At 61.3% G+C, this 25,557-nt stretch carries 27 protein-coding genes (1 of these 27 cut by a window edge); 17 read left to right on the top strand and 10 right to left on the bottom strand.

Annotated features, from left to right (window positions below; translation table 11 throughout):
- Window positions 1–199: 199 nt before the first annotated feature.
- On the top strand, window positions 200–1,234 hold the full coding sequence (gene waaF / locus I6L40_RS01790; RefSeq protein ID WP_071914922.1) for a lipopolysaccharide heptosyltransferase II: 1,035 nt from the start codon (window positions 200–202) through the stop codon (window positions 1,232–1,234).
- Between the two features lies 1 nt (window position 1,235).
- On the top strand, window positions 1,236–2,501 hold the full coding sequence (gene waaA / locus I6L40_RS01785) for a lipid IV(A) 3-deoxy-D-manno-octulosonic acid transferase (RefSeq protein ID WP_071914921.1): 1,266 nt from the start codon (window positions 1,236–1,238) through the stop codon (window positions 2,499–2,501).
- Window positions 2,502–2,579: 78 nt separating this feature from the next.
- Here waaA and I6L40_RS01780 read toward each other — a convergent pair whose 3' ends face one another.
- The 3 genes from I6L40_RS01780 to I6L40_RS01770 are packed head-to-tail and all read right to left on the bottom strand — an operon-like array spanning window position 2,580 to window position 4,657.
- On the bottom strand, window positions 2,580–3,839 hold the full coding sequence (locus tag I6L40_RS01780; protein WP_071914948.1) for a PTS ascorbate transporter subunit IIC: 1,260 nt from the start codon (window positions 3,837–3,839) through the stop codon (window positions 2,580–2,582).
- 51 nt (window positions 3,840–3,890) lie between these two features.
- Entirely contained in the window at window positions 3,891–4,178 is a 288-nt protein-coding gene (locus tag I6L40_RS01775) for a PTS sugar transporter subunit IIB (RefSeq protein ID WP_005356014.1), read from the bottom strand.
- A 35-nt stretch (window positions 4,179–4,213) separates the two neighbouring features.
- The gene (locus I6L40_RS01770) at window positions 4,214–4,657 is read right to left on the bottom strand and encodes a PTS sugar transporter subunit IIA (RefSeq protein WP_071914919.1); all 444 of its coding nucleotides are present in this window, start codon (window positions 4,655–4,657) and stop codon (window positions 4,214–4,216) included.
- A 251-nt stretch (window positions 4,658–4,908) separates the two neighbouring features.
- On the opposite strand from I6L40_RS01770, the gene I6L40_RS01765 reads away from it, so the two are divergent.
- The 4 genes from I6L40_RS01765 (at window position 4,909) to I6L40_RS01755 (ending at window position 7,616) form a co-directional block, all read left to right on the top strand.
- A complete protein-coding gene (locus tag I6L40_RS01765; protein ID WP_041210783.1) occupies window positions 4,909–5,931 on the top strand; it encodes a LacI family DNA-binding transcriptional regulator in 1,023 nt (340 codons plus the stop codon).
- A 34-nt stretch (window positions 5,932–5,965) separates the two neighbouring features.
- On the top strand, window positions 5,966–6,946 hold the full coding sequence (locus tag I6L40_RS01760) for an MDR family oxidoreductase (protein WP_071914917.1): 981 nt from the start codon (window positions 5,966–5,968) through the stop codon (window positions 6,944–6,946).
- A gap of 73 nt (window positions 6,947–7,019) precedes the next feature.
- Window positions 7,020–7,145, top strand: a complete 126-nt coding sequence (locus tag I6L40_RS21100; protein ID WP_255940094.1) for a hypothetical protein — start codon at window positions 7,020–7,022, stop codon at window positions 7,143–7,145.
- Between the two features lie 138 nt (window positions 7,146–7,283).
- Window positions 7,284–7,616: a DUF2799 domain-containing protein gene (locus I6L40_RS01755; RefSeq protein WP_071914915.1), complete on the top strand. Its 333-nt coding sequence runs from the start codon at window positions 7,284–7,286 to the stop codon at window positions 7,614–7,616.
- 18 nt (window positions 7,617–7,634) lie between these two features.
- Here the strand turns inward: I6L40_RS01755 and I6L40_RS01750 are convergent, their stop codons facing one another.
- Complete coding sequence (locus I6L40_RS01750) at window positions 7,635–7,799, bottom strand: hypothetical protein (protein WP_104016832.1); 165 nt, start codon at window positions 7,797–7,799, stop codon at window positions 7,635–7,637.
- A gap of 111 nt (window positions 7,800–7,910) precedes the next feature.
- Window positions 7,911–8,348 (bottom strand): flagellar basal body-associated FliL family protein, encoded by a 438-nt coding sequence (locus I6L40_RS01745; protein ID WP_033113609.1) that lies wholly within the window; start codon window positions 8,346–8,348, stop codon window positions 7,911–7,913.
- A 145-nt stretch (window positions 8,349–8,493) separates the two neighbouring features.
- On the opposite strand from I6L40_RS01745, the gene I6L40_RS01740 reads away from it, so the two are divergent.
- A complete protein-coding gene (locus I6L40_RS01740) occupies window positions 8,494–9,030 on the top strand; it encodes a chorismate lyase (protein WP_043851864.1) in 537 nt (178 codons plus the stop codon).
- Window positions 9,027–9,896 (top strand): 4-hydroxybenzoate octaprenyltransferase, encoded by an 870-nt coding sequence (gene ubiA / locus I6L40_RS01735; protein ID WP_071914913.1) that lies wholly within the window; start codon window positions 9,027–9,029, stop codon window positions 9,894–9,896. The genes I6L40_RS01740 and ubiA overlap by 4 nt, the downstream gene beginning before the upstream one ends.
- A gap of 68 nt (window positions 9,897–9,964) precedes the next feature.
- Here the strand turns inward: ubiA and plsB are convergent, their stop codons facing one another.
- The gene (gene plsB / locus I6L40_RS01730) at window positions 9,965–12,388 is read right to left on the bottom strand and encodes a glycerol-3-phosphate 1-O-acyltransferase PlsB (RefSeq protein WP_071914910.1); all 2,424 of its coding nucleotides are present in this window, start codon (window positions 12,386–12,388) and stop codon (window positions 9,965–9,967) included.
- Between the two features lie 204 nt (window positions 12,389–12,592).
- Here plsB and lexA point away from each other — a divergent pair, with 204 nt between their 5' ends.
- From lexA to dinF, 4 genes are all read left to right on the top strand, one after another.
- A complete protein-coding gene (gene lexA, locus I6L40_RS01725; protein WP_071914908.1) occupies window positions 12,593–13,219 on the top strand; it encodes a transcriptional repressor LexA in 627 nt (208 codons plus the stop codon).
- A 461-nt stretch (window positions 13,220–13,680) separates the two neighbouring features.
- The gene (locus I6L40_RS01720) at window positions 13,681–13,896 is read left to right on the top strand and encodes a hypothetical protein (protein WP_081849401.1); all 216 of its coding nucleotides are present in this window, start codon (window positions 13,681–13,683) and stop codon (window positions 13,894–13,896) included.
- Window positions 13,897–14,102: 206 nt separating this feature from the next.
- Window positions 14,103–14,729, top strand: a complete 627-nt coding sequence (locus I6L40_RS01715) for an SCO family protein (RefSeq protein WP_216994906.1) — start codon at window positions 14,103–14,105, stop codon at window positions 14,727–14,729.
- Between the two features lie 2 nt (window positions 14,730–14,731).
- The gene (dinF, locus tag I6L40_RS01710; protein WP_216994905.1) at window positions 14,732–16,093 is read left to right on the top strand and encodes an MATE family efflux transporter DinF; all 1,362 of its coding nucleotides are present in this window, start codon (window positions 14,732–14,734) and stop codon (window positions 16,091–16,093) included.
- 13 nt (window positions 16,094–16,106) lie between these two features.
- Here the strand turns inward: dinF and trmL are convergent, their stop codons facing one another.
- The 3 genes from trmL to I6L40_RS01695 all read right to left on the bottom strand — a co-directional run bounded on the left by trmL (window position 16,107) and on the right by I6L40_RS01695 (window position 18,693).
- The gene (gene trmL / locus I6L40_RS01705; RefSeq protein ID WP_042030399.1) at window positions 16,107–16,571 is read right to left on the bottom strand and encodes a tRNA (uridine(34)/cytosine(34)/5-carboxymethylaminomethyluridine(34)-2'-O)-methyltransferase TrmL; all 465 of its coding nucleotides are present in this window, start codon (window positions 16,569–16,571) and stop codon (window positions 16,107–16,109) included.
- A gap of 74 nt (window positions 16,572–16,645) precedes the next feature.
- Window positions 16,646–18,016 (bottom strand): ATP-binding protein, encoded by a 1,371-nt coding sequence (locus I6L40_RS01700; RefSeq protein WP_242526716.1) that lies wholly within the window; start codon window positions 18,014–18,016, stop codon window positions 16,646–16,648.
- Window positions 17,998–18,693, bottom strand: a complete 696-nt coding sequence (locus I6L40_RS01695; RefSeq protein WP_041210792.1) for a response regulator — start codon at window positions 18,691–18,693, stop codon at window positions 17,998–18,000. Before I6L40_RS01695 ends, I6L40_RS01700 begins: the two co-directional genes overlap by 19 nt.
- Before the next feature lie 85 nt (window positions 18,694–18,778).
- On the opposite strand from I6L40_RS01695, the gene I6L40_RS01690 reads away from it, so the two are divergent.
- From I6L40_RS01690 to I6L40_RS01675, 4 genes are all read left to right on the top strand, one after another.
- Window positions 18,779–19,690, top strand: coding sequence for a cation diffusion facilitator family transporter (locus tag I6L40_RS01690; RefSeq protein WP_182926535.1), 912 nt, complete (start codon window positions 18,779–18,781; stop codon window positions 19,688–19,690).
- An 8-nt stretch (window positions 19,691–19,698) separates the two neighbouring features.
- Window positions 19,699–20,478, top strand: a complete 780-nt coding sequence (gene cysE / locus I6L40_RS01685) for a serine O-acetyltransferase (protein WP_071914897.1) — start codon at window positions 19,699–19,701, stop codon at window positions 20,476–20,478.
- 20 nt (window positions 20,479–20,498) lie between these two features.
- Window positions 20,499–21,779, top strand: coding sequence for a hypothetical protein (locus I6L40_RS01680; protein WP_216994904.1), 1,281 nt, complete (start codon window positions 20,499–20,501; stop codon window positions 21,777–21,779).
- 167 nt (window positions 21,780–21,946) lie between these two features.
- A complete protein-coding gene (locus I6L40_RS01675) occupies window positions 21,947–22,156 on the top strand; it encodes a cell division protein ZapB (protein WP_033113622.1) in 210 nt (69 codons plus the stop codon).
- 72 nt (window positions 22,157–22,228) lie between these two features.
- On the opposite strand, the gene elbB is transcribed toward I6L40_RS01675, so the two are convergent.
- Window positions 22,229–22,879 carry an isoprenoid biosynthesis glyoxalase ElbB gene (gene elbB, locus I6L40_RS01670; protein ID WP_071914944.1) on the bottom strand — a complete coding sequence of 217 codons (651 nt, stop codon included), beginning with the start codon at window positions 22,877–22,879 and terminating at the stop codon, window positions 22,229–22,231.
- A 400-nt stretch (window positions 22,880–23,279) separates the two neighbouring features.
- Between elbB and polA the strand changes: the two genes are divergently transcribed.
- Window positions 23,280–25,557, top strand: partial view of a DNA polymerase I gene (gene polA / locus I6L40_RS01665; RefSeq protein ID WP_071914892.1) — the 5' portion only. Its footprint extends 476 nt past the window's final position; only the first 2,278 of its 2,754 coding nucleotides appear in the window; it begins with the start codon at window positions 23,280–23,282; its stop codon lies off the right edge, out of view.

Here is a 25,557-nt window from a genome sequence, read left to right as displayed (position 1 = left end):
CTCTCGGTTGTTGCCCGTCTGGCGGGACATGCTCGAATTGGCGCCCATTCTAGCCTAAAAGCGTGGCCGGGGCATGACCCGGGTGGCGGCTGGCCGAGGCGACTACCAAGGATCTTCTGTTATTTATCCGACCATTCTTGGGGCATAATCTCGCCCAGTGATGATTAACCGCCGGGCCAGACCCGAGAGAAGACGCGTAATGAAAATATTGGTGATCGGCCCCTCCTGGGTCGGCGACATGGTGATGTCCCAGAGTCTCTACAAGGCGATCAAGGCCAACCATCCGGAGAGCGAGCTGCACGTGATGGCCCCCGCCTGGTGCTGCGCCCTGCTGGAGCGGATGCCGGAGGTGGACAAGGCGATCACCATGCCCCTCGGCCACGGTGACTTCAAGCTGGTGGCGCGCCGCCGCCTCGGCAAACAGCTGGCAGCCGAGAAGTACGATCAGGCCATCGTCCAGCCCAACTCCATGAAGTCGGCGCTGATCCCCTGGTTTGCCCGCATTCCGGTGCGTACCGGCTGGAAAGGGGAGCACCGCTTCGGCCTGCTCAACGATATGCGCAGCAACAAATCCGCCTTCCCGCTGATGGTGGAGGGCTATCTGGCGCTCGCCTATCCCAAGGCGCAGATGAAGAGCCGGGCCGATATTCCGACAATTCCCCACCCCTCTCTGCACGTCGATCTGGTCAACCAGAGCAAGGCACTGGAGCGACTGGGGCTGGATCGCGCCCGTCCGGTGCTGGTGCTCTGCCCCGGTGCCGAGTTCGGCCCGGCCAAGCGCTGGCCGGAGGGACACTACGCCGTGGTGGCCCAGCAGCATCTGGACGAAGGGTGGCAGGTGTGGATCTTCGGCTCCAACAAGGATGTGCCGGTGGCCAATACCATCCGGGATCGGGTCAACCTGCTGACTCGCCCCAACTGCCACGTGCTGGCGGGAAAGACCAGCCTGCACGAGGCGATCGATCTGATGGCGCTGGCCAGCCGGGTCATCTCCAACGACTCCGGCCTGATGCACATCGCCGCCGCCCTCAACCGGCCGCTGGTGGGCGTCTATGGCTCCACTTCGCCGCTCTACACCCCGCCGCTGGCGGATCGGGTCGAGATCGTCCACACCGACATCGAGTGCCGCCCCTGCTTCAAGCGCACCTGCAAGTTCGGCCATCTCAAGTGCCTGATCGACCTGGCGCCGGAGCAGGTGGTCGATGCCTGCAAGAAGCTGGAGCAGAGTCAGTAAGATGCCCTACCGTCTGCTCTACAACCTGCTGATCCATCTGGGATTGCCGCTGGCGCTGCTGGCCCTCTACAAGCCGAAGAAAGGCAAGCCCGGCTTTGGCAAGCGCTGGGCCGAGCATCTCGGGCGGCTGCCCGCCACCGAACAGGAGGCGCCGCTCTGGATCCATGCGGTGAGCGTGGGGGAGACGCTGGCCATCACGCCGCTCATTCGCGCCCTCAAGGCGGAGCGGCCCGATCTGCCGATCCTGCTCACCACCACCACCCGCACCGGCGCCGATCAGGCTGCCAAGCTGGGGGATCTGGTGATCCATCGCTACGCGCCGCTCGACTACCCCTGGGCCATTGCGGCCTTTCTCGACACCTTCAAGCCGCGCGCGCTCTGGGTGATGGAGACCGAGCTGTGGCCTAACTGGCTGGCCGCCTGCGAGGCGCGCCACCTGCCGGTGACCATCATCAACGCCCGCCTCTCCGAGCGTTCCTGCCAGCGTTATGCCCGCTTCCACGGCGCTTTCGACGCACTGAGCCGGCCGTTGACCCATCTGCTCTGTCAGCATCAGGATGACGCCGACCGCTTCGCCCGCCTCGGCATCGAGCGTTCGCGGCTGGCGGTGACCGGCTCCATCAAGTTCGACATCCAGTTTGGTGACGAGGTGCAGACCAAGGGGCGCGCCCTGCGCCAGCAGCTGGGCGCCGAGCGGCCGGTCTGGATCGCCGCCAGTACCCATCTGGGTGAGGATGAGCAGGTGCTGGCCGCCTTCGATCTGCTGCTCAAACGCCATCCCGACGCGCTGCTCATTCTGGTGCCGCGCCACCCCGAGCGGTTCGACCGGGTGGCCGAGCTGTGTGCCCCTTACGGCTGCGTGCGGCGCACCAGTCATGCTGCGGTTGGAGCACAGGATAAGGTCTATCTCGGCGATACCATGGGCGAGCTGCCGCTGATGCTGGCGGCGGCCGATGTGGCCTTCGTTGGCGGCAGTCTGGTGAAGATCGGCGGTCACAACCTGCTGGAGCCGGCGGCCCTCGGCAAGCCTTGCCTGACCGGCCCTGCCTACTTCAACTTCAGCGACATTACCCGCCAGCTGGTGGCTCAGGGGGGCGCCGCCATCGTGGCCAATGCCGCCGAGCTGGGCGAGCGGGTGAGCCAGCTGTTTGCCGACGGCAACGCCCGCCGCGAGATGGGGGAGCAGGCCCGCGCCGTGGTGCTGCGCAATCAGGGTGCGCTGGCACGTACTCTCTCGCACTGCCTCACTGCGCTGGAGAACGACTGAGTGTCAGCCTTTCATACAGCCCGGCCATAAAAAAACGGAGCGCGATGCGCTCCGTTTTGTTTTTGGCGGTGACCGGAATTAGCGAACGATCAGCCCCAGCAGGATGCCGACCACACCGAAGTCGGAGTCGCTGAAGGTGGTGTTGGCAAAGCCGAGGTCGCCCAGCACCGGCAGCAGGAACACCGGCAGAATGGTGAGCAGCAGCAGGCCGTTGGCGAAGGAGCCCAAAATGGCGCCGCGACGACCACCGGTGGCGTTGCCGAAGACCCCGGCAGCGGCGCCGACGAAGAAGTGCGGTACCACGCCCGGGATGATGACGGTCAGGCCCATGGCGTAGAGCAGCGCCATCCCCACCAGACCGGCGGCAAAGCTCGACAGGAAGCCGATCAGCACGGCGTTGGGGGCGTAGGGGAAGACGATGGGGCAGTCGAGTGCCGGCTTGGCGTTCGGTACCAGTTTGTCTGAGATACCCTTGAAGGCCGGTACGATCTCGGCGATGACCATCCGCACACCTTGCAGGATGACGTAGACGCCCGCCGCGAAGGTGATGGACTGCATCAGGGAGAACATGAACCAGTGCTTGCCCTTGGCGACGCTGGAGACAAACTCGGGGCCGGCGAAGGCGGAGGTCACCAGGAAGATGATGCCCATGGTGAAGGAGATGGCCACCGGGGTATCGCGCAGGAACAGCAGGCTCTTGGGTACCTGCACATCTTCGCAGCTGTGGGCCTTGTTGCCGAACTTGGCGCCGATCAGGGCGGAGAGCACGTAGGAGCAGGTGGAAAAGTGGCCCAGTGCCACGTCATCTGAGCCGGTGATCTGCTTCATGAAGGGGTGGGCGATGGCCGGGAAGAAGACCATGGCGACGCCGACCACCAGACTGCCCACCGCGATCAGCGGCACGCCGCTCATGCCGCCGGCAGAGAGGATCACCGCCACCATCATCGACATGAACAGGGTGTGGTGACCGGTCAGGAAGATGAATTTCCACGGAGTCAGACGGGCGATCAGGATATTCACCAGCATGGCGAAGAACATGATCATCGCCATCTCCTTGCCAAACGAGGTTTGGGCGATGGAGACGATGGCCTCGTTGTTGGGGACGACCCCCTTGATGCCGAAGGCGTGCTGGAAGATAACGGCGAAGTCACCCAGCGAGTTGATCACCAGGGTGGCACCGGCCCCCAGAATGACGAAACCCATGATGGTTTTGACCGTGCCCTTGATGCACTCGGTCACCGGTTTCTGCTGGGCAATCAGGCCGATAAGCGCGATCAGGCCGACCAGCACGGCGGGCTCGGACAGCACGTCAAACATCAGAAAGTTGAAAAATTCCATGGTCAGCTCCTGGCAATGGAAGATGCGGCCCGCAGGCCGCATGGAGGATCCTTAGAGGGCGCCCAGTTCGCGCAGGGCGGTGGCGAGCTTCTCTTTCATCGCGGCCTTGTCGACCATGTTGTCGAGGGCCACCAGACGGCCGTTGACGCCCATGGATTGCAGCTGCTCGGCGATGTCGCGGGTGGCGACAAAGATCTCGGCGGTTTCGCTGCCGGCGGAGGCCAGATCGCGGTGATCCACCTCGGCGGTGACAGCCAGCTCTTTCAGGATGCTCTTGATGCTCATCTCCATCATCAGGCTGGTGCCCAGACCGTGACCGCATACAACCAGAATTTTCATTGTCTCTTCCTCTGTCAGGTGCGCCGTGGCGCAGATCAGTAGCGCGCCAGAATGCGCAGGATGTCGTCTTTGGTGTCGGCCGCAATGATGGCCGCCACGTCCTCTTCATTCATAAACAGCTCGGCCAGCTGGGCGATGGTCTCCACGTGGGAGTTGCTGTCGCTGGCGGCCAGGGTGATCAGCAGCCGGATCGGGTCGTTGCCCTGGGAATCAAAGTTGACCCCCTGCTTGATGACGGTCAGCCCCAGACCCAGCCGGTTGACTCCGTCCTCGGGGCGAGCGTGGGGCATCGCCAGACCGGGGCCCAGTACGTAGTAGGGGCCGAGCTCCTCATGAGAGCGAAACAGCGCCGCCACGTAGGAGGGTTCGATGGTGCCATTGGCCAGCAGGGGCGCCGTGGCCAGCTCGATGGCGTGGCGCCAGTCGCGGGCTGCGGGTTCGATGCGGATGACATCCTCGGTCAGCAGTTGAGTCAGCATGGTAGTGATCCGGCTAGTTAAGATGGCGCCAATCTATCGATCTTGCGGTGGTGATACTGTGAGGGTGATCGCGAAAGTTAGCGCTATCAGATAGCGCTAACATGAAACTGTGATAGCGCTATCACTTCACCCATTAACGGGAGCCATCCTGCCCCTGCGGTAGGGGAAAGAGAGTAGAATCGGCCCTGAGCAAATAGTCAGTGGCGCTCTTTTGCCTTAAAGTGAGCAGCCGCAAGCCGAGGAAGGGATGGATGTCAGAAGCGAAAAAGCGCCGTAGCACGGGTCGGGTGACCCTCAACGATGTGGCCCAGCTGGCCGGAGTGGGGGCCATGACGGTCTCCCGTGCCCTGCGCACCCCCGAACTGGTCTCCGACAAGATGCGCGAGCGTATCGAAGCCGCGGTGGAAGAGCTCGGCTATATCCCCAATCGTGCCGCCGGTGCGCTGGCGTCGGGTATCTCCCAGACCATAGTGGTCATAGTGCCCAGTCTGGCGGATGCCGGTTGTGGCGAGATGATTGCGGGCCTGCAACAGGCCCTGCTCGACGAGGGTTATCAGATCATGCTGGGGGATGCCCAGCATCTGAAACAGCAGGAAGAGAGCTTGCTGACCAGCTTCTTGCAGCACAATCCGGCGGCGGTGGTGCTGTTTGGTGGCGATCCCGGCGAGACGATCCGTGCCCGCCTGAAAGCTGCCCGTTTGCCGGTGGTGGAGGTGGGTGCCATGGCCCGCAGCCCCATCGACATGAATGTGGGAGTCTCCAACTTCGATGCCGGTTATGAGTTGACCCGCCACCTGATCGAACGTGGCTATCGCAATATCGGTTTTCTCTGTGCCCGTCAGGAGCAGTGGATGCTGCAACAGCGGATGCAGGGCTGGCACAAGGCGCTGCTCGACAACTACCTCTCTCCCGATGCCATCATCAACACCTCGGAGCGCCCCAACTTCAGCACGGGGGCGACCATGCTGGGTGAATTCCTGCTGCGCTGGCCAGAGCTCGATGCACTTATCTGCGTCAACGACGAGCTGGCGGCCGGCGTGCTGTTCGAGTGTCAGCGTCGCCATTTGAATGTGCCGGGCAAACTCGCCATCGCCGGATTTGATGATCTGGATGTGGCGCGCGCCTGTTATCCGACCCTGACCTCGGTTCGGATCCCCTATCGCAAAATGGGGCAGGAGGCCGCCGGGCTGATCCTGCGCCAACTGGCCGGAGAGCTGGTAACCGGTACGGCACTGGCTCTCGATTTTCAGCTGCAAAAGCGCCAAAGCAGCTAACCGTTCCGTTTCAATCCCCATCAAAGAGGCAACCATGTTCAAGGCTCTGTTACTGGAAAACCAAGACGGCAAGACCATTCCGACCCTGACCCGACTGACCGAGAGCCAGTTGCCGGAGGGAGAGGTGCGGGTAGCGGTGAGCTACAGCTCCATCAACTACAAGGACGGGCTGGCCATCACCGGCAAGGGCAAGATTGTGCGTCAGTGGCCGCTGGTGCCCGGCATCGACTTCGCCGGTACCGTGCTCGAGTCTGCCGACAGCCGCTATCAGCCCGGCGACAAGGTGGTGCTGACCGGTTGGGGCGTGGGCGAAGGGCACTGGGGCGGCATGGCCGAACAGGCGCGGGTCAAGGGCGACTGGCTGGTGCCGCTGCCCGCCGGGCTCGATGAGCGGCAAGCCATGTGCATCGGCACCGCCGGACTTACCGCCATACTCTGCGTGCTGGCGCTGGAAGAGGCGGGCATTACCCCGGCAAGCGGTGAGGTGCTGGTCACCGGTGCGGCAGGCGGTGTGGGGGCCACCTCGGTCGCCCTGCTGGCGGCCCTTGGCTATCAGGTGGCGGCGCTGACCGGCCGCCCCGAAGAGCAGGGTGCCATGTTGACTGCGCTCGGTGCCAGCCGCATCGTGCCGCGCAGCGAGCTTCTGGAGCCTGCCAAACCGCTGGAGAAACAGTTGTGGGCCGGTGCCATCGATACTGTCGGCAGTCAGGTACTGGCCAAACTGCTGGCCCAGATGAACTACGGCGGTGCCGTGGCCGCCTGCGGGCTGGCGGGGGGCTTCGATCTACCGACCAGCGTGATGCCCTTTATCCTGCGCAATGTACGGCTGCAGGGGGTCGATTCGGTGATGTGCCCGCTGGCACGTCGTCAACTGGCGTGGCAGCGACTGGCACGGGATCTGCCAGCCAGCTTCTTTGCTCAGGCGGTCACCGAGATCGGGCTGGAGCAGGTAGTCGAGGCTGCCGAGGCCATCACGCTGGGTCAAATCGCGGGGCGCACTCTGGTCAAACTTTGAACTCTGACGACTGGCGAGCCCGACATTTCCGGATAAAATTGGATTGCGGGTGAACTATCCAAGGAGAGTGAAGATGGGTGGACACAAGCCGGATTACGACTCGTCAGACGATGATTGGGAGCCGGAATCCTGGGAAGAGGAGCTGGATCAGTGGGAAGACGAAAGCTGGCAGGATGATGACCCTTTCGATGACCAGTGAACCACAGCATTGAATGAACAGGCGGGCATTGTGCCCGCCTGATTTTTTTTGCGGCGCTCACAGGGCTGGCGTGTGCCTCTTGTGGTCACCGGGTGGCTGGATAAGAATGAACTGCTCAAACGACACTCAAGGATGACTATGCGACTCACCATCATACTGCTGGCAGCCCTGCTGGGTGGCTGCGCCTCCAACAACGATCCCTGCGAGAAGGTGTGGAGCGATGTCGGGGAGGCGGATGGCAAGGTGGGGTTCACCGCCGATCGGGTCGAGTTCCATCAGGCCCAGTGCGGCAAGAAGGTGGATAGCGAACTGTGGGAGCAGGGACGCCAGAAAGGGCTGGCCTGGTATTGTCGCCCGGAGCACCTCTATCTGGCCGGCCGCTCCGGTGGAGAGTATCGCGGCGTTTGCCCGAACGACATGCAGGCCCGCCGGCTGTTCGAACAGGGACGGCAGGGGTGGACGGATCAATAACGTCCTGACGGGGAGGCGTTACTCCTCTTTCAGCCGCAGCGGCTGGCAGAGGTAGCCTTTCTCGTTGGCGCTGCGGGCACATTTGCCGCAGACGAATTTGGGCTTGCGGATTATCTTGCGCAGCGCTTTGAGATCAGTGGGGATTTCGTGGCGGCGCCACTCACACAGGGTCTTGCTGCCCATAACGATTACCTCTACGACTCGACGGGCGTATTGTAATCAATTTTCATTTCGAATAAACGACAAACCCGCCAGCCGGGGAGAATCCCTGCTGGCGGGTTTGCGAATGAAACGTTACTGGTAGAGGAATTTGGTGAAGATGAGCTCGCGCACCGCTTTCTTGCCGGTCTCTTTCACCAGCAGCTCGTTTGCCTTGGCTTCGCACTCCTTGCGCAGCTCTTCGCGGCTGACCAGAGACTTGATCTGGTCAGCACTCTTGCTGCCCATCAGGCGGATGATGGCGTCGCGGATCAGCGGATCATGCTGCTCCAGCAGCTTGAGGTCGCCCTCGTTGGCTGCCATCAACTCTACCGTCACCCGGACGTAGCCAAGGGTTTTGCCATCGCTCAGGTAGTTGGTGATGATGTCCGGATCGAGCAGGTGATAGTAGAAGCCGGGTTTGGGAGCGGCGGCCGCTTCTCCCTCTGCGGGCGGCTCCTCTCCTCCGGAGGCATAGACCTGAAGTGCACCGCAGCTCAGCAACAATACCAGCAGAAATTTGAATAGCTTCATATGGATGGCTCATCAGCAAGAGATACCCCATTTTTGATGCTGCCATCGGGGCCGTCAAGCACGGATGTTCTTACATTTCGCGATTGATTTACGGATAATAAACCGGATTTTAACCTGAACACGGAAATCTCTGGATGGTGATGTTGTGAAGTCCGAGTTGACTGTTCCCCTCACACTCTCGGGTAGCTGGCTGGCTCCGGAAAGTTGTGAATTGCCAGCCTCGCTGCGCCCCTGGTTGCTGGAGCCGGGCTCAATGACCCGGCGGCTGCGCCAGCACAATAGCCACTTTTCGGTGGAGTGGCTTGGCAATCATCAGGTCTCTCTCACTGCCGATGAGCAGTGGCTGGTGGATGCGCCCACCCCGGCCGGGATCTGCCGCGAGGTGATCCTGCACGGCGATCGGGGGCCGGCGGTTCTGGGCTGGACCCTGTTTGCCGATGTGGCGCTGGAGGGAAGCGGGCTGGCCGATCTTGGCGAGCAGCCGCTCGGCGAGCGGATATTCGGCCACGAGCCGGCGCGGCGCGATCATCTGCAAGTGGCGCGCTTCGAGATCGCCGCCAACCCCCGCTGTCCGGCAGCCGTGGTCTGGGGGCGCCGCTCCCGCCTGTTTCTGGGGCCGTGGCCACTGCTGGTGCACGAGCTGTTTCTGCCTTCTCTCGTCTGTAACAAGGAGCTGGAGTGAATCTGTTGACCAAGGAGCGAGGGCTGGCCTATATGCAGTTGGCTCGCATCGACAAACCCATCGGTACCCTGCTGCTGCTGTGGCCCACCCTCTGGGCGCTCTGGCTGGCGGCAGGTGGTGTCCCCAATCTCTGGAACCTCATCGTTTTTGCCGTGGGCGTTTTTCTGATGCGCTCGGCTGGTTGCGTCATCAACGACTATGCGGATCGCGACTTCGATGGCCATGTCAAACGCACCTCCGGGCGCCCGCTGCCGACCGGCAGGGTCGATCCACGCGAGGCGCTGGCGCTCTTCTTCGTGCTGGCGCTCATCTCGTTTGCTCTGGTGCTGACCATGAACCCGCTCACCATCAGCCTGTCGTTTATCGCTCTGTTGCTGGCGGTCTGCTACCCCTTCATGAAGCGGCTCATCTCCAACCCGCAGTTTGTGCTCGGGCTGGCCTTCTCCTGGTCGATCCCCATGGCTTATGCGGCGCAGGCCAATGCTCTGCCCCTGGTTGCCTGGCTGCTCTTCCTGGCCAACCTGCTCTGGACCATCGCCTATGACACCCAGTACGCCATGGTGGATAGGGACGATGACCTCAAGCTCGGTCTCAAATCGAGCGCCATCCTGTTTGGCCGCAACGACAAGCGGATCATCGGGGCGTTGCAACTGGGCACCCTGCTGATCATGCTGGTGGTTGGCCAGCTGATGGCGCTGGGGGGCTGGTATTACTGGGGATTGCTGGGGGCTGGCGTGCTCTTCGTCTACCAGCAGCGGCTGATCCGCGAGCGTGAGCGTGAAGCCTGCTTCAAGGCGTTTCTCAACAACAACTATGTAGGGGCGCTGATCTTCATCGGCGTGGTGCTCGATTACCTGCTGGCGTGACCTGTTCCCGCGCAAACTCCGATAAAAAGAAGGCCGCATCATGCGGCCTTCTTTGTTTGCGTTGCAGATCAGAGCTGGTTGCCCGCCTGAATGGTACGGCGGATCTTGTTGCTCAGCAGCGGCACTATGTTGTCGGCCAGAGCCTGGAAGCGGCCGAGATCCGGCTTGCAGTCGGAGGAGAAGTAACCCTCCTTGCGCAGGGTGTGGATCAGGGTGCTGAACAGCTTCTGGTCGAAGAACTCGGGGGCGTTGATGCCGTGCAAAGTGCCGAGGCGCTCTGCCATCATCAGGCCGTCCGCTTCCAGCTGCTCCGCCTCGATATGGGGCTGGGCCAGCACCCGGGTCAGCACGATGGCGTAGCGCTGCAGGGTCTCCTGAATGCTCTCCGCCAGCAGCAGCAGGCGCATCTGGTTGGCCGGGTTGACCCAGTAGCCGCCATCGCGCGCCTCGATGAGTTGCTGACGCTGCAGTTCGGCCAGCAGGGCCTCGACCAGCTCCGGCAGCTCATCTTCTTCGTAGCGCAGGAACAGCTCGGTCTTGAGCAGCGGATAGATGTCGATGCAGCGGGCCAGCAGCTCGCTGTGGGAGATCCCTTCGCAGCGCTCGATCAGGGCTGCTACCAGCGAGGGCATGGCGAACAGGTGGAGGATGTTGTTGCGGTAGTAGGTCAGCAGGATCGCCTGATAGCGGTCGAGACTGATGATCTGGCCCAGCTTGTCCTCGCTCACCTCGAACTTGTTGAGCTCCATCGCCTGATCCAGCAGGGTAGCGGCATCTTCGGCCGGCATGGTGCTGTGCGGGCTGTAGGGCACCTGCTTGAGCAGATCCAGATAGGTGTTGAGCTGGGCCTGCAGTTCGTCGCGGGTCAGGGCGTGACGCTCGGCGGCCAGCAGTGCCAGCGCGCTCAGGGTCAGGCCATTGACCGCGGCAGCCCCGTTGATGCGAGTCATCAGCAGCTCGGCCAGTTCGTTGACGGTACCCGCCATCCACTCCGGACGCTCCTCTTCCCCGATGTGTTGTTTCCAGTCGGGAATATGCTCGCTCAGGTAGCTGTTGAGGGTCAGCGGTTCGCCGAAGTTGACGAAGCCGCGGCCGTAGTTGCGCAGTTTGCGCAGGATGCCGAGCACCTGCAGGAAGCTCTCTTTCTCCTTGCGGCTGCCCTTGAGCTCGTTGTGGTAGGTGTTCACCTCCATCACGTGCTCGTAACCCAGATAGACGGGCACCAGAGTGACCGGTCTGTCCAGCCCGCGCATCATCGCCTGCAGGGTCATCGCCAGCATGCCGGTCTTGGGTGGCAGCAGGCGACCGGTACGGGAGCGGCCACCCTCGGTGAAGTACTCCACCGAGTAACCCTTGGCGAACAGCAGGTTGAGGTATTCACGAAATACCGTGCTGTAGAGCGGGTTGCCCTTGAAGGTGCGGCGGATGAAGAAGGCGCCGCCGTGGCGGAAAATCGGGCCAGCCGGCCAGAAGTTGAGGTTGATGCCCGCCGCGATATGGGGCGGTACCATCCCCTGGTGATAGATGACGTAGGAGAGCAGCAGGTAGTCCATGTGGCTGCGGTGGCAGGGGACATAGACGATCTCGTGCCCTTCCTGTGCCAGCTGGCGTACCTTCTCGGCGCCGTTGACGGAGAGCCCGCGGTAGAGCTTGTTCCACAGCCAGCCGAGGAAACTCTCGCCGAGACGGATCAGCCGATAGGAGAAGTCGGAGGCGATCTCGTCCATATAGCCGTGAGCCCGCTTCTTGGCTTTCTCGAGGCTGATCCCTTCGCGCTGGGCCTCCTCTTCAATCGCCTGCTGGATCACTTCGGAGTCGAGCAGCTGTTTGAACAGCAGGTGGCGGTTCGGCAGTTTCGGGCCGGTGGCGGCCAGCTGCTGGCGGCTGAAATGGGTACGAGCCACCCGCGCCAGTTTGTGGGCGATCCCTTCGTCGGTGCCATGTTTGTCCGCCATATAGCGCAGGGAGAGCGGCGGCGAGAAGCGCACCAGATTCTCGCGACCTTTGAGGATCACGATGAGCGCTTTCTTCAGTCGGTTCGGCGCCAGACTGCTGATGATGTTCCAGCCGGATGCCTCTTCGCCTTCCCGACCCGGCGCACGACCCCAGAACAGGGTGACGGGCACCACCTGGATATCCAGCTCGGGATCCTGCTTGTGCAGATCCAGCAGCTGGTGGAACTCCTGCAGGAAGGGGAGCGGTTTGCTGCGTTTGCCAAACAGGGGAGGCGGACGATCCAGACAGACATAGCGCGGCAGCAGCTGGCCGTTAAGCTCCAGCGGGGTGAAGGGGCCGGGCAGACCGAGATCCTCACAGCATTGCTGCAGGGTCATCAGGTCAGTGATCGAACTGGTCTTCAGGGCGTAGACGATGGGTCTGGCCGGATCCAGATTGAGTTCTGTGATGGGATTTTCCGGCAGGCTCTTGTGATTGACCAAGCCGCTGACCGGCCATTGCAAGATGGCTCTGGAAATCTTCTGTCCTAGGGACATGTGCGTCTGCTCTCCAAAAAAATGCGGCGTGAGCATAGCAAATCGGCGGCCCCTTGTCGCCGAGAGGTACGATGAGTCAGCTGCGCAGGATCAAAACAGCGATAAATGAGCGGTTTGTCGCGACAAATGTCAGCTCTGCCTTGCCTTGGTCACTGCACTGTATATACTGCCAGTGTGCTGTATAAAAAGACAGGTGCCCATTCTATGAAACCCCTTACTCCCCGCCAGGCCGAAGTGCTGGAGTTGATCAAGGCGAATATGAGCGAAACCGGCATGCCGCCGACTCGCGCCGAGATTGCCCAGAAGCTTGGTTTCAAGTCGGCTAATGCGGCCGAAGAACATCTGAAGGCCCTGGCCAAAAAAGGGGTCATCGAGATCATGCCGGGCACGTCCCGCGGCATCCGCCTGCTGCTTGAAGAGGAGGAAGAGGTGCTGGAAGAGAGCGGCCTGCCCCTGATTGGCAAGGTGGCTGCCGGTGAACCTATCCTGGCGCAGGAGCATATCGAGAGCCACTATCAGGTGGATCCCGCCCTGTTCCATCCGCGGGCAGATTTTCTGCTGCGGGTGCAGGGGATGAGCATGAAGAACATCGGCATTCTGGATGGCGACCTGCTGGCGGTGCACAAGACTCAGGAGGTGCGCAACGGTCAGGTGGTGGTGGCTCGTCTTGATGAGGATGTCACCGTCAAGCGCTTCCAGCGCAAGGGTAGCCAGGTGTGGCTGCTGCCGGAAAACGAAGAGCTCTCCCCCATCAAGGTGGATCTCTCCAGCCAGCACCTCACTATCGAAGGTCTGGCCGTCGGCGTGATCCGCAACGCCGACTGGATGTAATTATCCCTTTGCCATGAGACGGCCTCCTGCGGGAGGCCGTTTTGTTTTTTGCGCCTTTCCTGTTAGCCCTGCCACTCGCCTATTGCTACAAGACTCGACAGGTGTTCGACGAAGGGAGTGGCTGCCAATCATTCATTTCGGATATATGCTCAAATCAGGGTCTCGCCAATAAAGAGACTTCTTGCCATGCGTTGCCGGCCTGTGGCGGGTAATAGGGGCAAAGTCAGAACAAGCGTGGACAATGCACCTTCACGGGATATGAAGGGAGAGGGGGCGCCCCTGCCATGGGGCGTCACTCGTGGTATGGCAAGTCGCCGTGCTGCCGGCAGAGTCGGGCAGGCGAAACAGCATAACTTGTCGGTCAGGGAGGACTGGTTATGGCATCGAGATCTCCATGGGATACAGGGGTGAGGGAACTGGCACCGGTATCCTCCATCACCCGTTTTTTCAGAGGCAGCCGGTTGACCTGGTTCTATGGGCTCTGGCTGCACCACAAGGGCTCGCACTGGACGCTCTGGCTGGGTTGCCCGAAAGAGAAGGTGGTACAGCTGGTGCTGCTGTTCAAGCGGAGCCATGGTGTTGCCAAGTCGCAGGAAAACTGGTTGGCACCAGTGATCCCCATCAGTGCCAGAGCACTCGGCAAAATGCTGCAGCAGAGGCGTATTAACCGCCCGTGAAGGGCATGGATGGCGACAGAGACCCACAAAACCGGCTCGTACACGAGCCGGTTTTTGTTTTTGCGGTTGCTGTTTAATTGAACCAAACGGTCTGTTCCTGACAGAGCCGTGTACAAGGAGTCTCCAGTTCATGTTCTGCTGGGGTACAATCCCCCACCTGTCTGGCTATCGATGCTGTGTGTACTGAACCGAAAGGGTCTCTTGTTATGATGAAGCTTCGCTATCCCCTGCTGTTTCTGCTGCTGACAGGATGCCTGATCCTTGCCTTCTACCTCACCCAGCCAAAACGGCCGGAGCACGCTGACTACTATCCGGTCGGGCGGGACATCAACAACTTCCAGCTGATCGATGCCGACAACAAGCCATTCACCCCGGCCAACTTGCTGGGCCACTGGACCTTTCTCTTCGTCGGTTACACCTTCTGCCCCGATATTTGCCCCACCACGCTGGCGGATATACGCTCCGTCTACGATCAGCTGAAGAAGCTGGCACCGACCACTCAGGTGGTTTTTGTATCGGCGGATCCCCAGCGCGATGATCCTGCCCGTCTCAAAACCTATACCGCCTTCTTCAACTCCGAGTTCAAGGCGGCGACGGCGCCACACGACAAGCTGTTCCCGTTCGTGCGCAATCTGGGGCTGGTCTACTCCATCGCCAAGGAGGGAGAGAAGGATTACCTGATCGATCACTCTGCCTCCATCGTCCTCATCAACCCCAAGGGCAAGTTGCAGGGGGTATTTCGGCCCAAGGTGGAGCGCGGCCAGGTACCGCTGGTGCAGATGGATAGCATGCTCTCCGACTTCTCCCGCATCCTGAAGCTGACAGGTCACTGAGAGTGACGCACCCTGTTGCTCCCTGGTGGCGAGATCCCTCTCGCCACCGCGCCGTCTTTGCCCTCGCCCTGCCGATGGTCTTCTCCAATATCACCACCCCCCTGCTGGGGCTGGTGGATACCTGGGTGATCGGTCATCTCGGGCAGGCCTGGTTTCTCGGGGGCGTCTCGGTCGGGGCGACCCTCATCAATCTCATCTTCTGGCTGCTCGGCTTTCTGCGAATGTCCACCACCGGACTGACGGCGCAGGCTCACGGTGCTGCCGACGGGCGGGCCCAGCTCGATACCCTGCTGCGCGGGTTGGGGCTGGCCGTTGCCCTCGGGCTGGTCCTGCTTCTGTTGCTGTTTCCCCTGTTGCCATGGTTAATTGCCCTGAGCGGCGGCTCGCCCGAGGTGCAGCTCTATGCCGGCCAGTACGTGGCGGTGCGGATCTGGAGCGCTCCGGCGGCGCTCTGCAATCTGGTGATCATGGGTTGGCTGCTGGGGATGCAGGATGCCCGCAGCCCCATGGTGATGCTGATCCTCACCAATCTGGTCAACATGGCGCTCGATGCCCTGTTTGTGCTGGGGCTCGGCTGGCAGGTGCGCGGCGTGGCGGCGGCCTCGGTGCTGGCCGATTACTGCGCGTTGGGGGTCGGCATCTGGCTGGTATCTCGTCAGCTGCGGCAATTGGCGCCAACGGTGTGGCAGGATGGCTGGCAGCGCTGGCGCCAGCTTGCTCCCATGGTGCGGCTGCTCGGCCTCAACCGCGATATCTTCTTGCGCTCCTTATCCCTGCAGCTCTGTTTTGCCTTTATGACTCTGCAAGGTGCCCGGCTGGGCGACGTGGCGGTGGCGGCCAATGCGGTGCTGCTCAACTTCCTGATGCTCATTTCCTACGGGCTCGATGGCTTCGCCTATGCCGTCGAGGCCATGGTCGGGCGAGCCATCGGCTTGCGGGATCGGCACCGGCTGCGGGAGGCTATCCTGCTCAATCTGGGCTGGGCGGCACTCATCGCCAGCGGTTTTACTCTGGTATTTGCCCTCTTCGGTAGCCACCTTATCGGCTATATCACCGATATTCCGGCGGTCGTGGCGGAGGCAACCCGCCACCTGCCCTGGCTGGTAGTGATGCCCTTGCTGGCGGTCTGGTGTTTCCTGCTGGATGGTGTCTTTATCGGAGCGACCCGGGCGAAGGAGATGCGCAACAGCATGCTGCTGGCGGCGTTTGGCGGTTTCTTCCCGATCTGGTGGCTCTGTCAGTCGTGGGGGGTGGCAGCACTGTGGGCAGCGATGGCGACGCTGATGGTGGGGCGTGGCTTGTCGCTCGGGATCAGCTGCTGGCGACTGGAGCGAAGCGGGCGCCTGCTGGACGCCCGCCACTGATCATCGGTGGCGCTTACATGGCGCCGGGATAACCGAGCTGGCGCCAGCTCTCGTAGACAAAGACCGAAACCGCATTGGAGAGGTTCATGCTGCGGCTCTGGGGCAGCATGGGGATGCGTACCCGCTGCTCGAATGGCAGGCTCTCGATGATCTCGATGGGTAGGCCGCGGCTCTCCGGCCCGAACAGCAGGGCGTCGCCAAGGGCAAACTGCACGGCCGAGTGCGCGGTGCGTCCCTTGGTGGTGCAGGCAAATACCCGCTTGGGCGCCACTTCTGCCAGAAAGGCTTCATAGCTCGGCCAGCGCTTCACCTCGGCAAACTCGTGATAGTCGAGTCCCGCCCGCTTCACCCGCTTGTCATCCCACTCAAATCCCAGCGGCTCGATCAGATGGAGCCGGTATCCGGTATTGGCACAAAGCCGGATGATATTGCCGGTATTGGGCGGAATTTCCGGCTGGTAGAGGACGATATCGAGCATGACGAGCTCCTGCAAAGAGATGTAAAGGCAAGAAGGGGCGCCAGCATACCCAGCGCCCGTGCCGATGAAAAGGGTCAGGCGATCGGTAGTTTGATGGTGACGGTGAGGCCGGTCGGGTGGTTGTTGCTGGCGGCAATGGTGCCGCCATGTCGCTGGATCGCCTCCGCCGCGATGGCCAGCCCCAGCCCGGTTCCGCCGGTCTTGGCATTGCGGGCATCATCGACCCGGAAGAAGGGCTGGAACAGCAGCGGCTGCTGCTCGTCAGGTACACCGGGCCCGTCATCCCGAATGGTCATTACCCACTCCTTGCCATCCCGATACCACTCCACCTTGATGAACTCGCGGGCATATTTGAGGGCGTTGCGCAGCGGGTTCTCGATGGCCCGCGAGAGCAGCTCCGGCCACATCTGGATCGACTCGGTCGGCAGTTGCGGCAGCCTGAGCTGTTTGCCGCTCTGGTTTGCCTCGAACATCGCATCTTCGAGCATGGGTTCCAGCAGATCGGCTAGCGGCTGCACGACGGGGGCCTCCACATGCTGCTGTACCCGCGACAGATCGAGCAGGTCCCCGATCAGCTTGTCCAGTCGCCCAATTTCCGATTCGATCCGGGCCAGCTCGGCGCTATCGCCCTGCTTGCGGCGGATCAGCGCCTGCGCCAGCTGCATCCGGGTTAAGGGGCTGCGCAGCTCGTGAGAGATGTCTGATAGCAGCTGTTTTTGCTTCTGGATCATGCTCTTGAGTGTGTCCACCATGCGGCTGACATGGTCGGCCAGCTGGCCGATCTCGTCGCGGCGGCCAAGGTTGGGGATCTGCACTTCAAGGTTGCCAGCTGCCAGCTGGGAGACCGATTTCTGCAACTGCAGGATCGGGCGGGTCAACCGCCAGGCGAGCAGCAGACAGAGCGGCGTGCTGATCAGCATGGCTACCCCGAGAATGCGGATCGGGTGATCCAGCACCTGAATGAACAGGAACAGGTAGGGATTTTCGGCATTGAGCCCGAAATAGACGTGGTAGCTGTGGCCGTGATGCTGCATCAGAAAGGGGCCGGCGATCGCCTTGCGGTGCTCGTTGCGCAGCATGGGCTTGCCCGGGTCGTCGGCATCTACCATAAAGCGCACCACAAATTTGCGGGGATGGGTGGTGGACTGGATCTGCCCCTTCTCGTCGCGGATATAGACGTTGTCCACCGGCAGCATGGCGATCTTGTCCATCGCCTTGGCCAGATCGAAATCCTGATCCGGGTCGGCGGCATTGAGCAGCGCCTGCACATTGTTCTGCATCCGTGCCACCTCGTGGGTGGGCAGCGGGATCTGGTTGCGGGGATCGAGCGTCGGCAGGCTGATCACTGCCGCGAGGATCACCAGCAACATAAACCAGAACCAGAGGAAGATGTGGGTCGAGATCCCGTTGAGAGAGGTGCCCCCCTTTATTCTTGCTCTAGCCACAGATAGCCGCGCCCCCGTACGGTTTTGAAGCGGGGCTGACCATCGGCGCGCTCCGGCAGCTTCTTGCGCAGGTTGCTCAGGTGCATGTCGATGGCGCGATCGAAGGGTTCCAGCTTCTTGCCGAGCACCTGCTCGGAGAGGTGACTCTTGCTGACGATCTGGCCGGGATTGCGCAGCAGGCACTCCAGCAGGCCGAATTCGGTGGCAGTCAGCTCCAGCAGCTGCTCGCCGCAGCGTGCCTGCTGCAGGCCGGGTTGCAGCACTATGTCCATAAAGCTGACTTCGTCGGAGGAGTTGCCGCGCTGGGGCGGGGCGCTCTGGGTACGGCGCAGGATGGCGCGCACCCGGGCCAGCAGCTCCCGATCATCGAAAGGCTTGGCCAGATAGTCGTCGGCCCCCGCCTCAAGACCGTTGACCCGATCCTGGCTGTCGCCACGGGCGGTCAGCATCAGTACCGGTGTTTCATGGGTCTTGCGCAGCTTGGCCAGCATGGCGAAGCCGTTGAGCTTGGGCATCATCACATCGAGCAGTACCAGATTGAAGCTCTGCTCTGCCAGTCGTTGCAGCCCCTCTTCACCATCCTCGGCGACCGTGACCTGAAATCCCTCCAGGGTCAGAATTTCGGTGAGCAACTGGGTCAATTCAAGATCGTCGTCGACCAGGAGTATTCTGTTCATCGGGTGTTATTCCGCAGATTTTCGCGCCAAACTGACGCCGGGGTCAGGGTATAATAAGTTTTTCATCGCCAGAGGAAAGCCGGTTTTGAGCCATCAACAATATTCCCGTTGGGTTACCTTTGCCAGCATGGCGGCCGTCACGACCGCCACCCTGCTCATCATCGGCAAACTGATCGCCTGGCTGATGACAGATTCATCAACCTTGCTGGCATCCCTGACTGACTCGTTCATGGATGTGAGCGCCTCCATCATCAACCTGCTGGCCATCCGTTATGCGCTGGCCCCTGCCGATGACGAGCACCGCTTCGGTCACGGCAAGGCGGAGTCGCTGGCCGGACTCATTCAGTCGGCCTTTATCTCGGGTTCCGCTTTGCTGCTGGTGATGCACGGCATCTCGTCGCTGCTCAAGCAGGCACCCATCGAGCGTCTGGAGGCAGGCCTCTGGGTCAGTGGTGGCTCCATCGTGCTGACCCTGCTGCTGGTCAGCTTCCAGGGCTTTGTCATTCGCAAGACCAATAGCGTCGCCATCAAGGCCGACATGCTGCACTACCGCTCCGATCTGCTGCTCAACGCCGGGGTGCTGCTGGCGCTGGTGCTGGCGGGGCAGGGGTGGTACTGGGCCGACGGCCTGTTTGCCATACTGATAGGCCTGTTCCTGCTGTGGGGGGCGTTGCATATTGGTTACGAATCGGTGCAGGCGCTGCTCGATCGTCAGTTGCCAGCCGAAGAACAAGCGAGAATAATGGCCCTCTGCTGCGCCGTCGAAGGGGTTCACGGCGTCCACGATCTGCGCACCCGCCAGTCGGGGCCGACCCGCTTTGTGCAGCTGCACCTGGAGCTGGATGACCAGATCCCTCTGGTCAAGGCCCATCAAATCGCCGATGAAGCCGAGCTGGCCGTGCGCCAGGCTTTCGAGCGAATGGATGTCATTATCCACATGGACCCCATCTCGGTGCTGACAAAAGAACAACAGAGCCCTCACCCTGAACAACAGTAGGCTGCAACATGGATGATCTGGTTGCCAAAACCTGGCAGAAAATTCAGCAAGAAGCACAGTGCATGGCGGCCCAGGAGCCGATGCTGGCCAGCTTCTTCCACTCCACCATTCTCAATCACAAGAATTTGCGCTCGGCCCTCAGCTTCCAGCTGGCCAACAAGCTCGACAGCGCCACCATGCCCGCCATCGCCCTGCGCGAGGTGATCGAGCTGGCGTTGCGCAGCGAGCCGGAGCTGCTGGCCGTGGTTGCCGCCGACATCTGTGCCGTACAGGATCGCGATCCGGCGGTTGACCTCTTCTCCACCCCGCTGCTCTACCTCAAGGGATTCCATGCTCTGCAGGGCTATCGGGTCGCCAACTGGCTGTGGCGTCAGGGGCGCCGCTCGCTGGCGCTCTACCTGCAGAACCAGATCTCGGTGGTATTCGGGGTCGATGTGCATCCGGCCGCCCGCATCGGCAAGGGGATCATGTTTGACCACGCCACCGGCATAGTGGTGGGCGAAACGGCGGTCATTGAGGATGACGTCTCGATCCTGCAGAGCGTGACCCTCGGTGGTACTGGCAAAGAGAGCGGCGATCGCCATCCCAAGATCCGCGAAGGGGTGATGATAGGGGCGGGCGCCAAGGTGCTCGGCAATATCGAAGTGGGCATGGGCGCCAAGATTGGTGCCGGCAGCGTGGTGATCAACCCGGTGCCACCCCATACCACAGTCGCTGGCGTACCCGCCAAGATCGTCGGCCGTCCGGAGTGCGACAAGCCTTCACTGGATATGGATCAGTGCCTCTGATCTCCCGGCCGGAGTAGTCGATGGTCAAACGCTGGTCGGGTTATCTGATCCTGGGGATGTGGCTGCTCAACCTGCTGCATCTCTATCTGGGGTTCTCTCCCTGGCCGGCGGCCATTGCAGCCTGGGCCGCTTCCCTGCTCACCTGGCCCTGGCTGGCCGGCGCAGCCAGACGGCAGGCGCTGGCACTTTACGGTGCTGCGTTTGTGCTGTTGCTCTTCTCCTGGTGGCGGGGAGCCAGCTTCAGGGCCGATGCCTGGCTGCTGCCCAACATCAATATGCTCACCATGTTTGCTGCGGTGAGCACCCTCAATCTCGCTACCTCGGGTCTCTTGACCGGCACTACCTCATGGCAAGGGCGCAAGGGGCTGTGGAGCACCATGGCCAGCCTCAATCTGCTGGGGGCCGTCATCAACCTCTCGGTGCTTTTTATCATCGGCGATCGGCTGGAACGTAACGGTACCCTTGAGCGACGTCAGGTGCTGGTGCTGAGCCGCATCTTCTGCGTCGCCGCCTTCTGGTCCCCCTTCTTTGTCGCCATGGCGGTGGCACTCACTTACGCACCGGGTCTCAAGCTGTCGAACATCTTGCCGTTTGGCGTGGTGGCGACCCTGCTGGCAATGACGATAACGGCCTGGCAGGTGGAGCGGATCGGGGTAGCGGATTTTGCCGGCTATCCACTGCGGCTGCAGACCCTGGGGCTGCCGATCACCCTGGCCGGGCTGGTGCTGCTCATCAAGCAGATCTGGCCAGATCTCGGCATCATGGCAGTTATTGCGCTGGTGGCACCCTTGCTGGCGCTGCTGTTTATGCCGCATTCCGGCCGCAAGGCTGCGCTCAAAAGGCAGGTGGTGGAGCGTTTTCCTGCCATCGGTGGTCAACTGGTACTGTTTCTGGGGGCAGGCCTGCTGGCTGCCGGCATCAACAGCGCCGTGTCGGTCATCGATCTCGGCGGCGGGCACGGTTTGCCGCTGTTCAACCACTTCGGCTGGTTGGAGGCATCTCTCGCACTCTTGCTGATCCTGCTGGTCGCCATCGTCGGGGTACACCCGCTCATCAGTATCTCCGGACTGGCACCGTTGCTGTGGCCGCTCTCGCCGGATCCCAGCCTGCTCGGCATGTGTTTTCTGCTGGGGTGGGGGATTGCCACGGGCACCAGCCCGCTCTCCGGATCCAATCTGGCGCTGGCCTCGCGTTACAACCTGAGTGCTGCCGCCATCTTGCGTGGCAACCTGTTCTATGGCCTGCTGATGTACGGGGTTGGTTGCCTGCTGATGGGGGGCTATATCGCTCTTCACCGGTGAGCTGCGCAGGATGCGAGAAAAATAGACGCATATTTAGACAATACCTCTGTGGAAGAGGCATTTTGCAGCGCACTGGCTTGTTTGTGCCGATAGGCTCGGGGTATGCTGGCTCCACGCGCTTGAATCGCCCTCTGTGGGGCATCGCAATTGAACAAACAGGTATGCATATGTCACTAGAAGTCCTTGAGCAACTCGAATCCAAAGTACAATCCGCCGTCGACAACATCTCCCTGCTGAAGATGGAACTGGACGATCTGAAAGAGCAGAACACCAAGCTGCAAGACGAGAACCATCAGCTGCGCAACGAGCACGCTGCATGGCAGGAGCGTCTGCGTGCCCTGCTGGGCAAGATGGATCAGATGGGCGAAAGCATCTGATCGGTCGCTATCCGCGAGAATTGAAAACGGGCCGCTCCATGAGCGGCCCGTTTGTTTTGGTCGGCTGGTCAATCAGAGTGCCAGCAGCTGCTTGACGGTTTTCTCGATACCGTCTGCCGCTTCTACGATATTGCTGGCCAGCATGTAGGCAGGAGTAGAGATCACCTTGCGCTCCTGATCCACCACGAACTCGTTGACCGGACAGTTGAGGTGGCTGCCACCCATCGCCTCGATGGCGTTGGCGGTGCCTTCGTCATGGCCTATGGTGGCCAGGGTGCCGGCGCCGTAGATGAGCGGGATCATGGCCGGAGCGATACAGATGTAGGCGGCCGGTTTGTTGGCACTGGCAAAGCTCTGGCACGCCTTCAGCACATCAGGCTGGATTTGGCACTCCGCCCCCTTGATGGCGAAGTCGCACAGGTTCTTGGCTGCGCCAAAGCCACCGGGTACCAGCAGGGCGTCATAATCGGCTGCATCCAGCTCGGCCACATCCTTTATCTGGCCACGGCAGATACGCGCCGCTTCGACCAGCACGTTGCGGCTTTCCCCCTCGCTCACTTCACCGGTCAGGTGGTTGATCACATGGAGCTGCGTGACATTCGGAGCGAAGCACTGTACGGCAGCACCCTGACGTGCCAGTGCCAGCAAGCTGATGACGGCTTCATGAATTTCTGCCCCGTCAAAGACGCCGCAGCCACTCAAAATCACGGCCACTTTTTTCATGGCAAACTCCTTGTTGTTGAAAATGTGAGCCAAGATGGATTGTTGTACTTTTGTATGGTTATCGCTCGCCATCCGCTGGTCAAGTCATCTTGCTGTGCTAGGATTGTTTCGTTTCGGATCCTGCCGTACCTACTCCCTTAAATTTTTTTCCACATTGATCGAGATCATTCTCATGGTCTGGCGATCAGTTTTTGTGATCCCAACATATTGTTATGTATGTATTTTTTGTTTTTTATCCACAGAGTTGTCACGGTGGTTTTTCCGCGACTCCATTTTTGAGCACAGAGTTATCCACAGATTTGAGGCTTGTCTGGCTCTTTTTGCCGGGTATCTGCCCCCCTTGGTGTGAGGGGGGCCCTGTGGCATCCTAGCGGCTGTTTATCTCTGGCAGGACGATTTCATGGCCCCTAGCAATCCCCTTATTCTGGTCGACGGCTCCTCTTATCTTTACCGCGCCTTCTTTGCCTCCCAGCAGGCCGATCTGCGCACCTCGACCGGTTTGCCGAGCGGCGCCGTCCGTGTCATGGCCAACATGATGCGCAGCCTACGCAAGCAGTACCCCGACTGCCACGTGGCCGTGGTGTTCGATGCCAAGGGCAAGACCTTCCGCGACGACATCTATCCCGAATACAAGGCCAACCGGGCCAGCATGCCGGACGATCTGCGCAGCCAGGTTGCCCCCATCCACCAGATGATCAAGGCGATGGGTTTCCCCTTCCTGATGGTGGAAGGGGTGGAGGCCGACGACGTGATCGGTACTCTGGCCCGTCAGGCGACCGAGAAGCAGCTGCCGGTGCTGATCAGCACCGGCGACAAGGACATGGCGCAGCTGGTCTCCGACCATGTCACCCTGATCGACACCATGAAGGACGTGAAGACCGATCGGGAAGGGGTGATCGAGAAGTTCGGCGTACCGCCCGAGCTCATCATCGACTACCTGGCCCTGATGGGGGATAAGGTGGACAACATCCCCGGCATGACCGGCGTTGGCGAGAAGACCGCACTGGCCCTGCTGCAGGGGATCGGTAGTATCGACGAGATCGCCGCCAACCTCGACAAGGTGGCTGCACTCGGTTTCCGTGGCTCCAAGGTGTTCGCCGACAAGTTCCGCGAACAGGAGGAGCAGGTGCGCCTCTCCTATGTGCTGGCCACCATCAAGACCGATGTGGCGCTGGATCAGAGTCTGGAAGAGCTGCAGCTCGGCCCCATCGACAAGGAGGCTCTGCTGGCGGTCTATCGCGAGTACGAGCTGCGCAACCTGATCAAAGAGCTGGAATCCGGCGGCGCTGATGAGATCGAAGCCGAAGGTGATGATGACGGTGCCGCCCCGGTAGCCGCCATCGAGACCGACTATCGCTGCATTCTGGACGAGGCTGAATTCGACGACTGGCTGGCCCGTCTGCAGGCGGCTCCGCTGTTTGCCTTCGATACCGAGGCCACCAGTCTCGACTATATGGAAGCGCGGGTCGTTGGCGTCTCCTTTGCCATCGAGCCGGGCAAGGCGGCTTACGTCCCCTTCGGCCACGACTATCTGGGGGCGCCGGTGCAGCTGACCGAGGCCGTGGTACTCGGCAAGCTCAAGCCGCTGCTGGAAGATCCGGCCCGCCTCAAGGTAGGGCAGAACCTCAAGTACGACCGCAACGTGCTGCTCAATCACGGCATCGAGCTGCAGGGTATCGCCTACGACACCATGCTCGAGTCCTATGTGCTCAACTCCACTGCCAGCCGTCACGACATGGATTCACTGGCTCGCAAGTATCTGAACGCCGAGACCATCTCGTTCGAGGATATCGCCGGCAAGGGGGTCAAGCAGCTCACCTTCAACCAGATCGAGCTGGAGCAGGCGGCTCCTTACGCAGCGGAAGATGCCGACATCACCCTGCGTCTGCATCAGGCGCTGTGGGGCAAGCTCTCTGCCGAGCCGGGCCTCGCCAAAGTATTCAGCGAGATCGAATTGCCGCTGCTGCCGGTTTTGGCGCGGATGGAGCGACTCGGTACCACTATCGAACCCAAGCTGCTGCATCAGCAGAGTCAGGAGATCGAAGTGCGTCTGGCGGAACTGGAGAAACAGGCCCACGAGCTGGCCGGACAGGAGTTCAACCTCTCCTCGCCCAAGCAGCTGGGGGAGATCCTCTTCACCAAGCTGGGGCTGCCGATCATCAAAAAGACCCCCAAGGGAGCACCATCCACTGCGGAAGAGGTGCTGGCCGAGCTGGCGGAGACCTATGAGCTGCCGCGCCTCCTGATGGAGCACCGTGGGTTGGCCAAGCTCAAGTCCACCTACACCGACAAGCTGCCGCTGATGATCAAGCCGCAGACCGGACGGGTACACACCTCCTATCATCAGGCGGTGGCGGCGACCGGTCGGCTCTCCTCCACCGATCCCAACCTGCAGAACATTCCTGTGCGCAACGAACAGGGGCGCCGGATCCGGCAGGCCTTTATCCCGTGCGCCGGTTACAAGCTGGTGGCGGCGGACTACTCCCAGATCGAGCTGCGCATTATGGCGCATCTCTCTGGCGACAAGGGATTGCTGACCGCCTTCGCTGAGGGCAAGGACATCCATAAGGCAACCGCTTCCGAGGTATTCGGGGTCGCACTCGATGCGGTGACCAGCGACATGCGCCGCAGCGCCAAGGCGATCAACTTTGGTCTCATCTACGGTATGAGCGCCTTCG

Source organism: Aeromonas sp. FDAARGOS 1410, assembly GCF_019048745.1.
GTDB classification, from domain to species: Bacteria; Pseudomonadota; Gammaproteobacteria; order Enterobacterales; family Aeromonadaceae; genus Aeromonas; species Aeromonas jandaei.
This window is presented reverse-complemented; position numbering and strand designations above follow the sequence as displayed.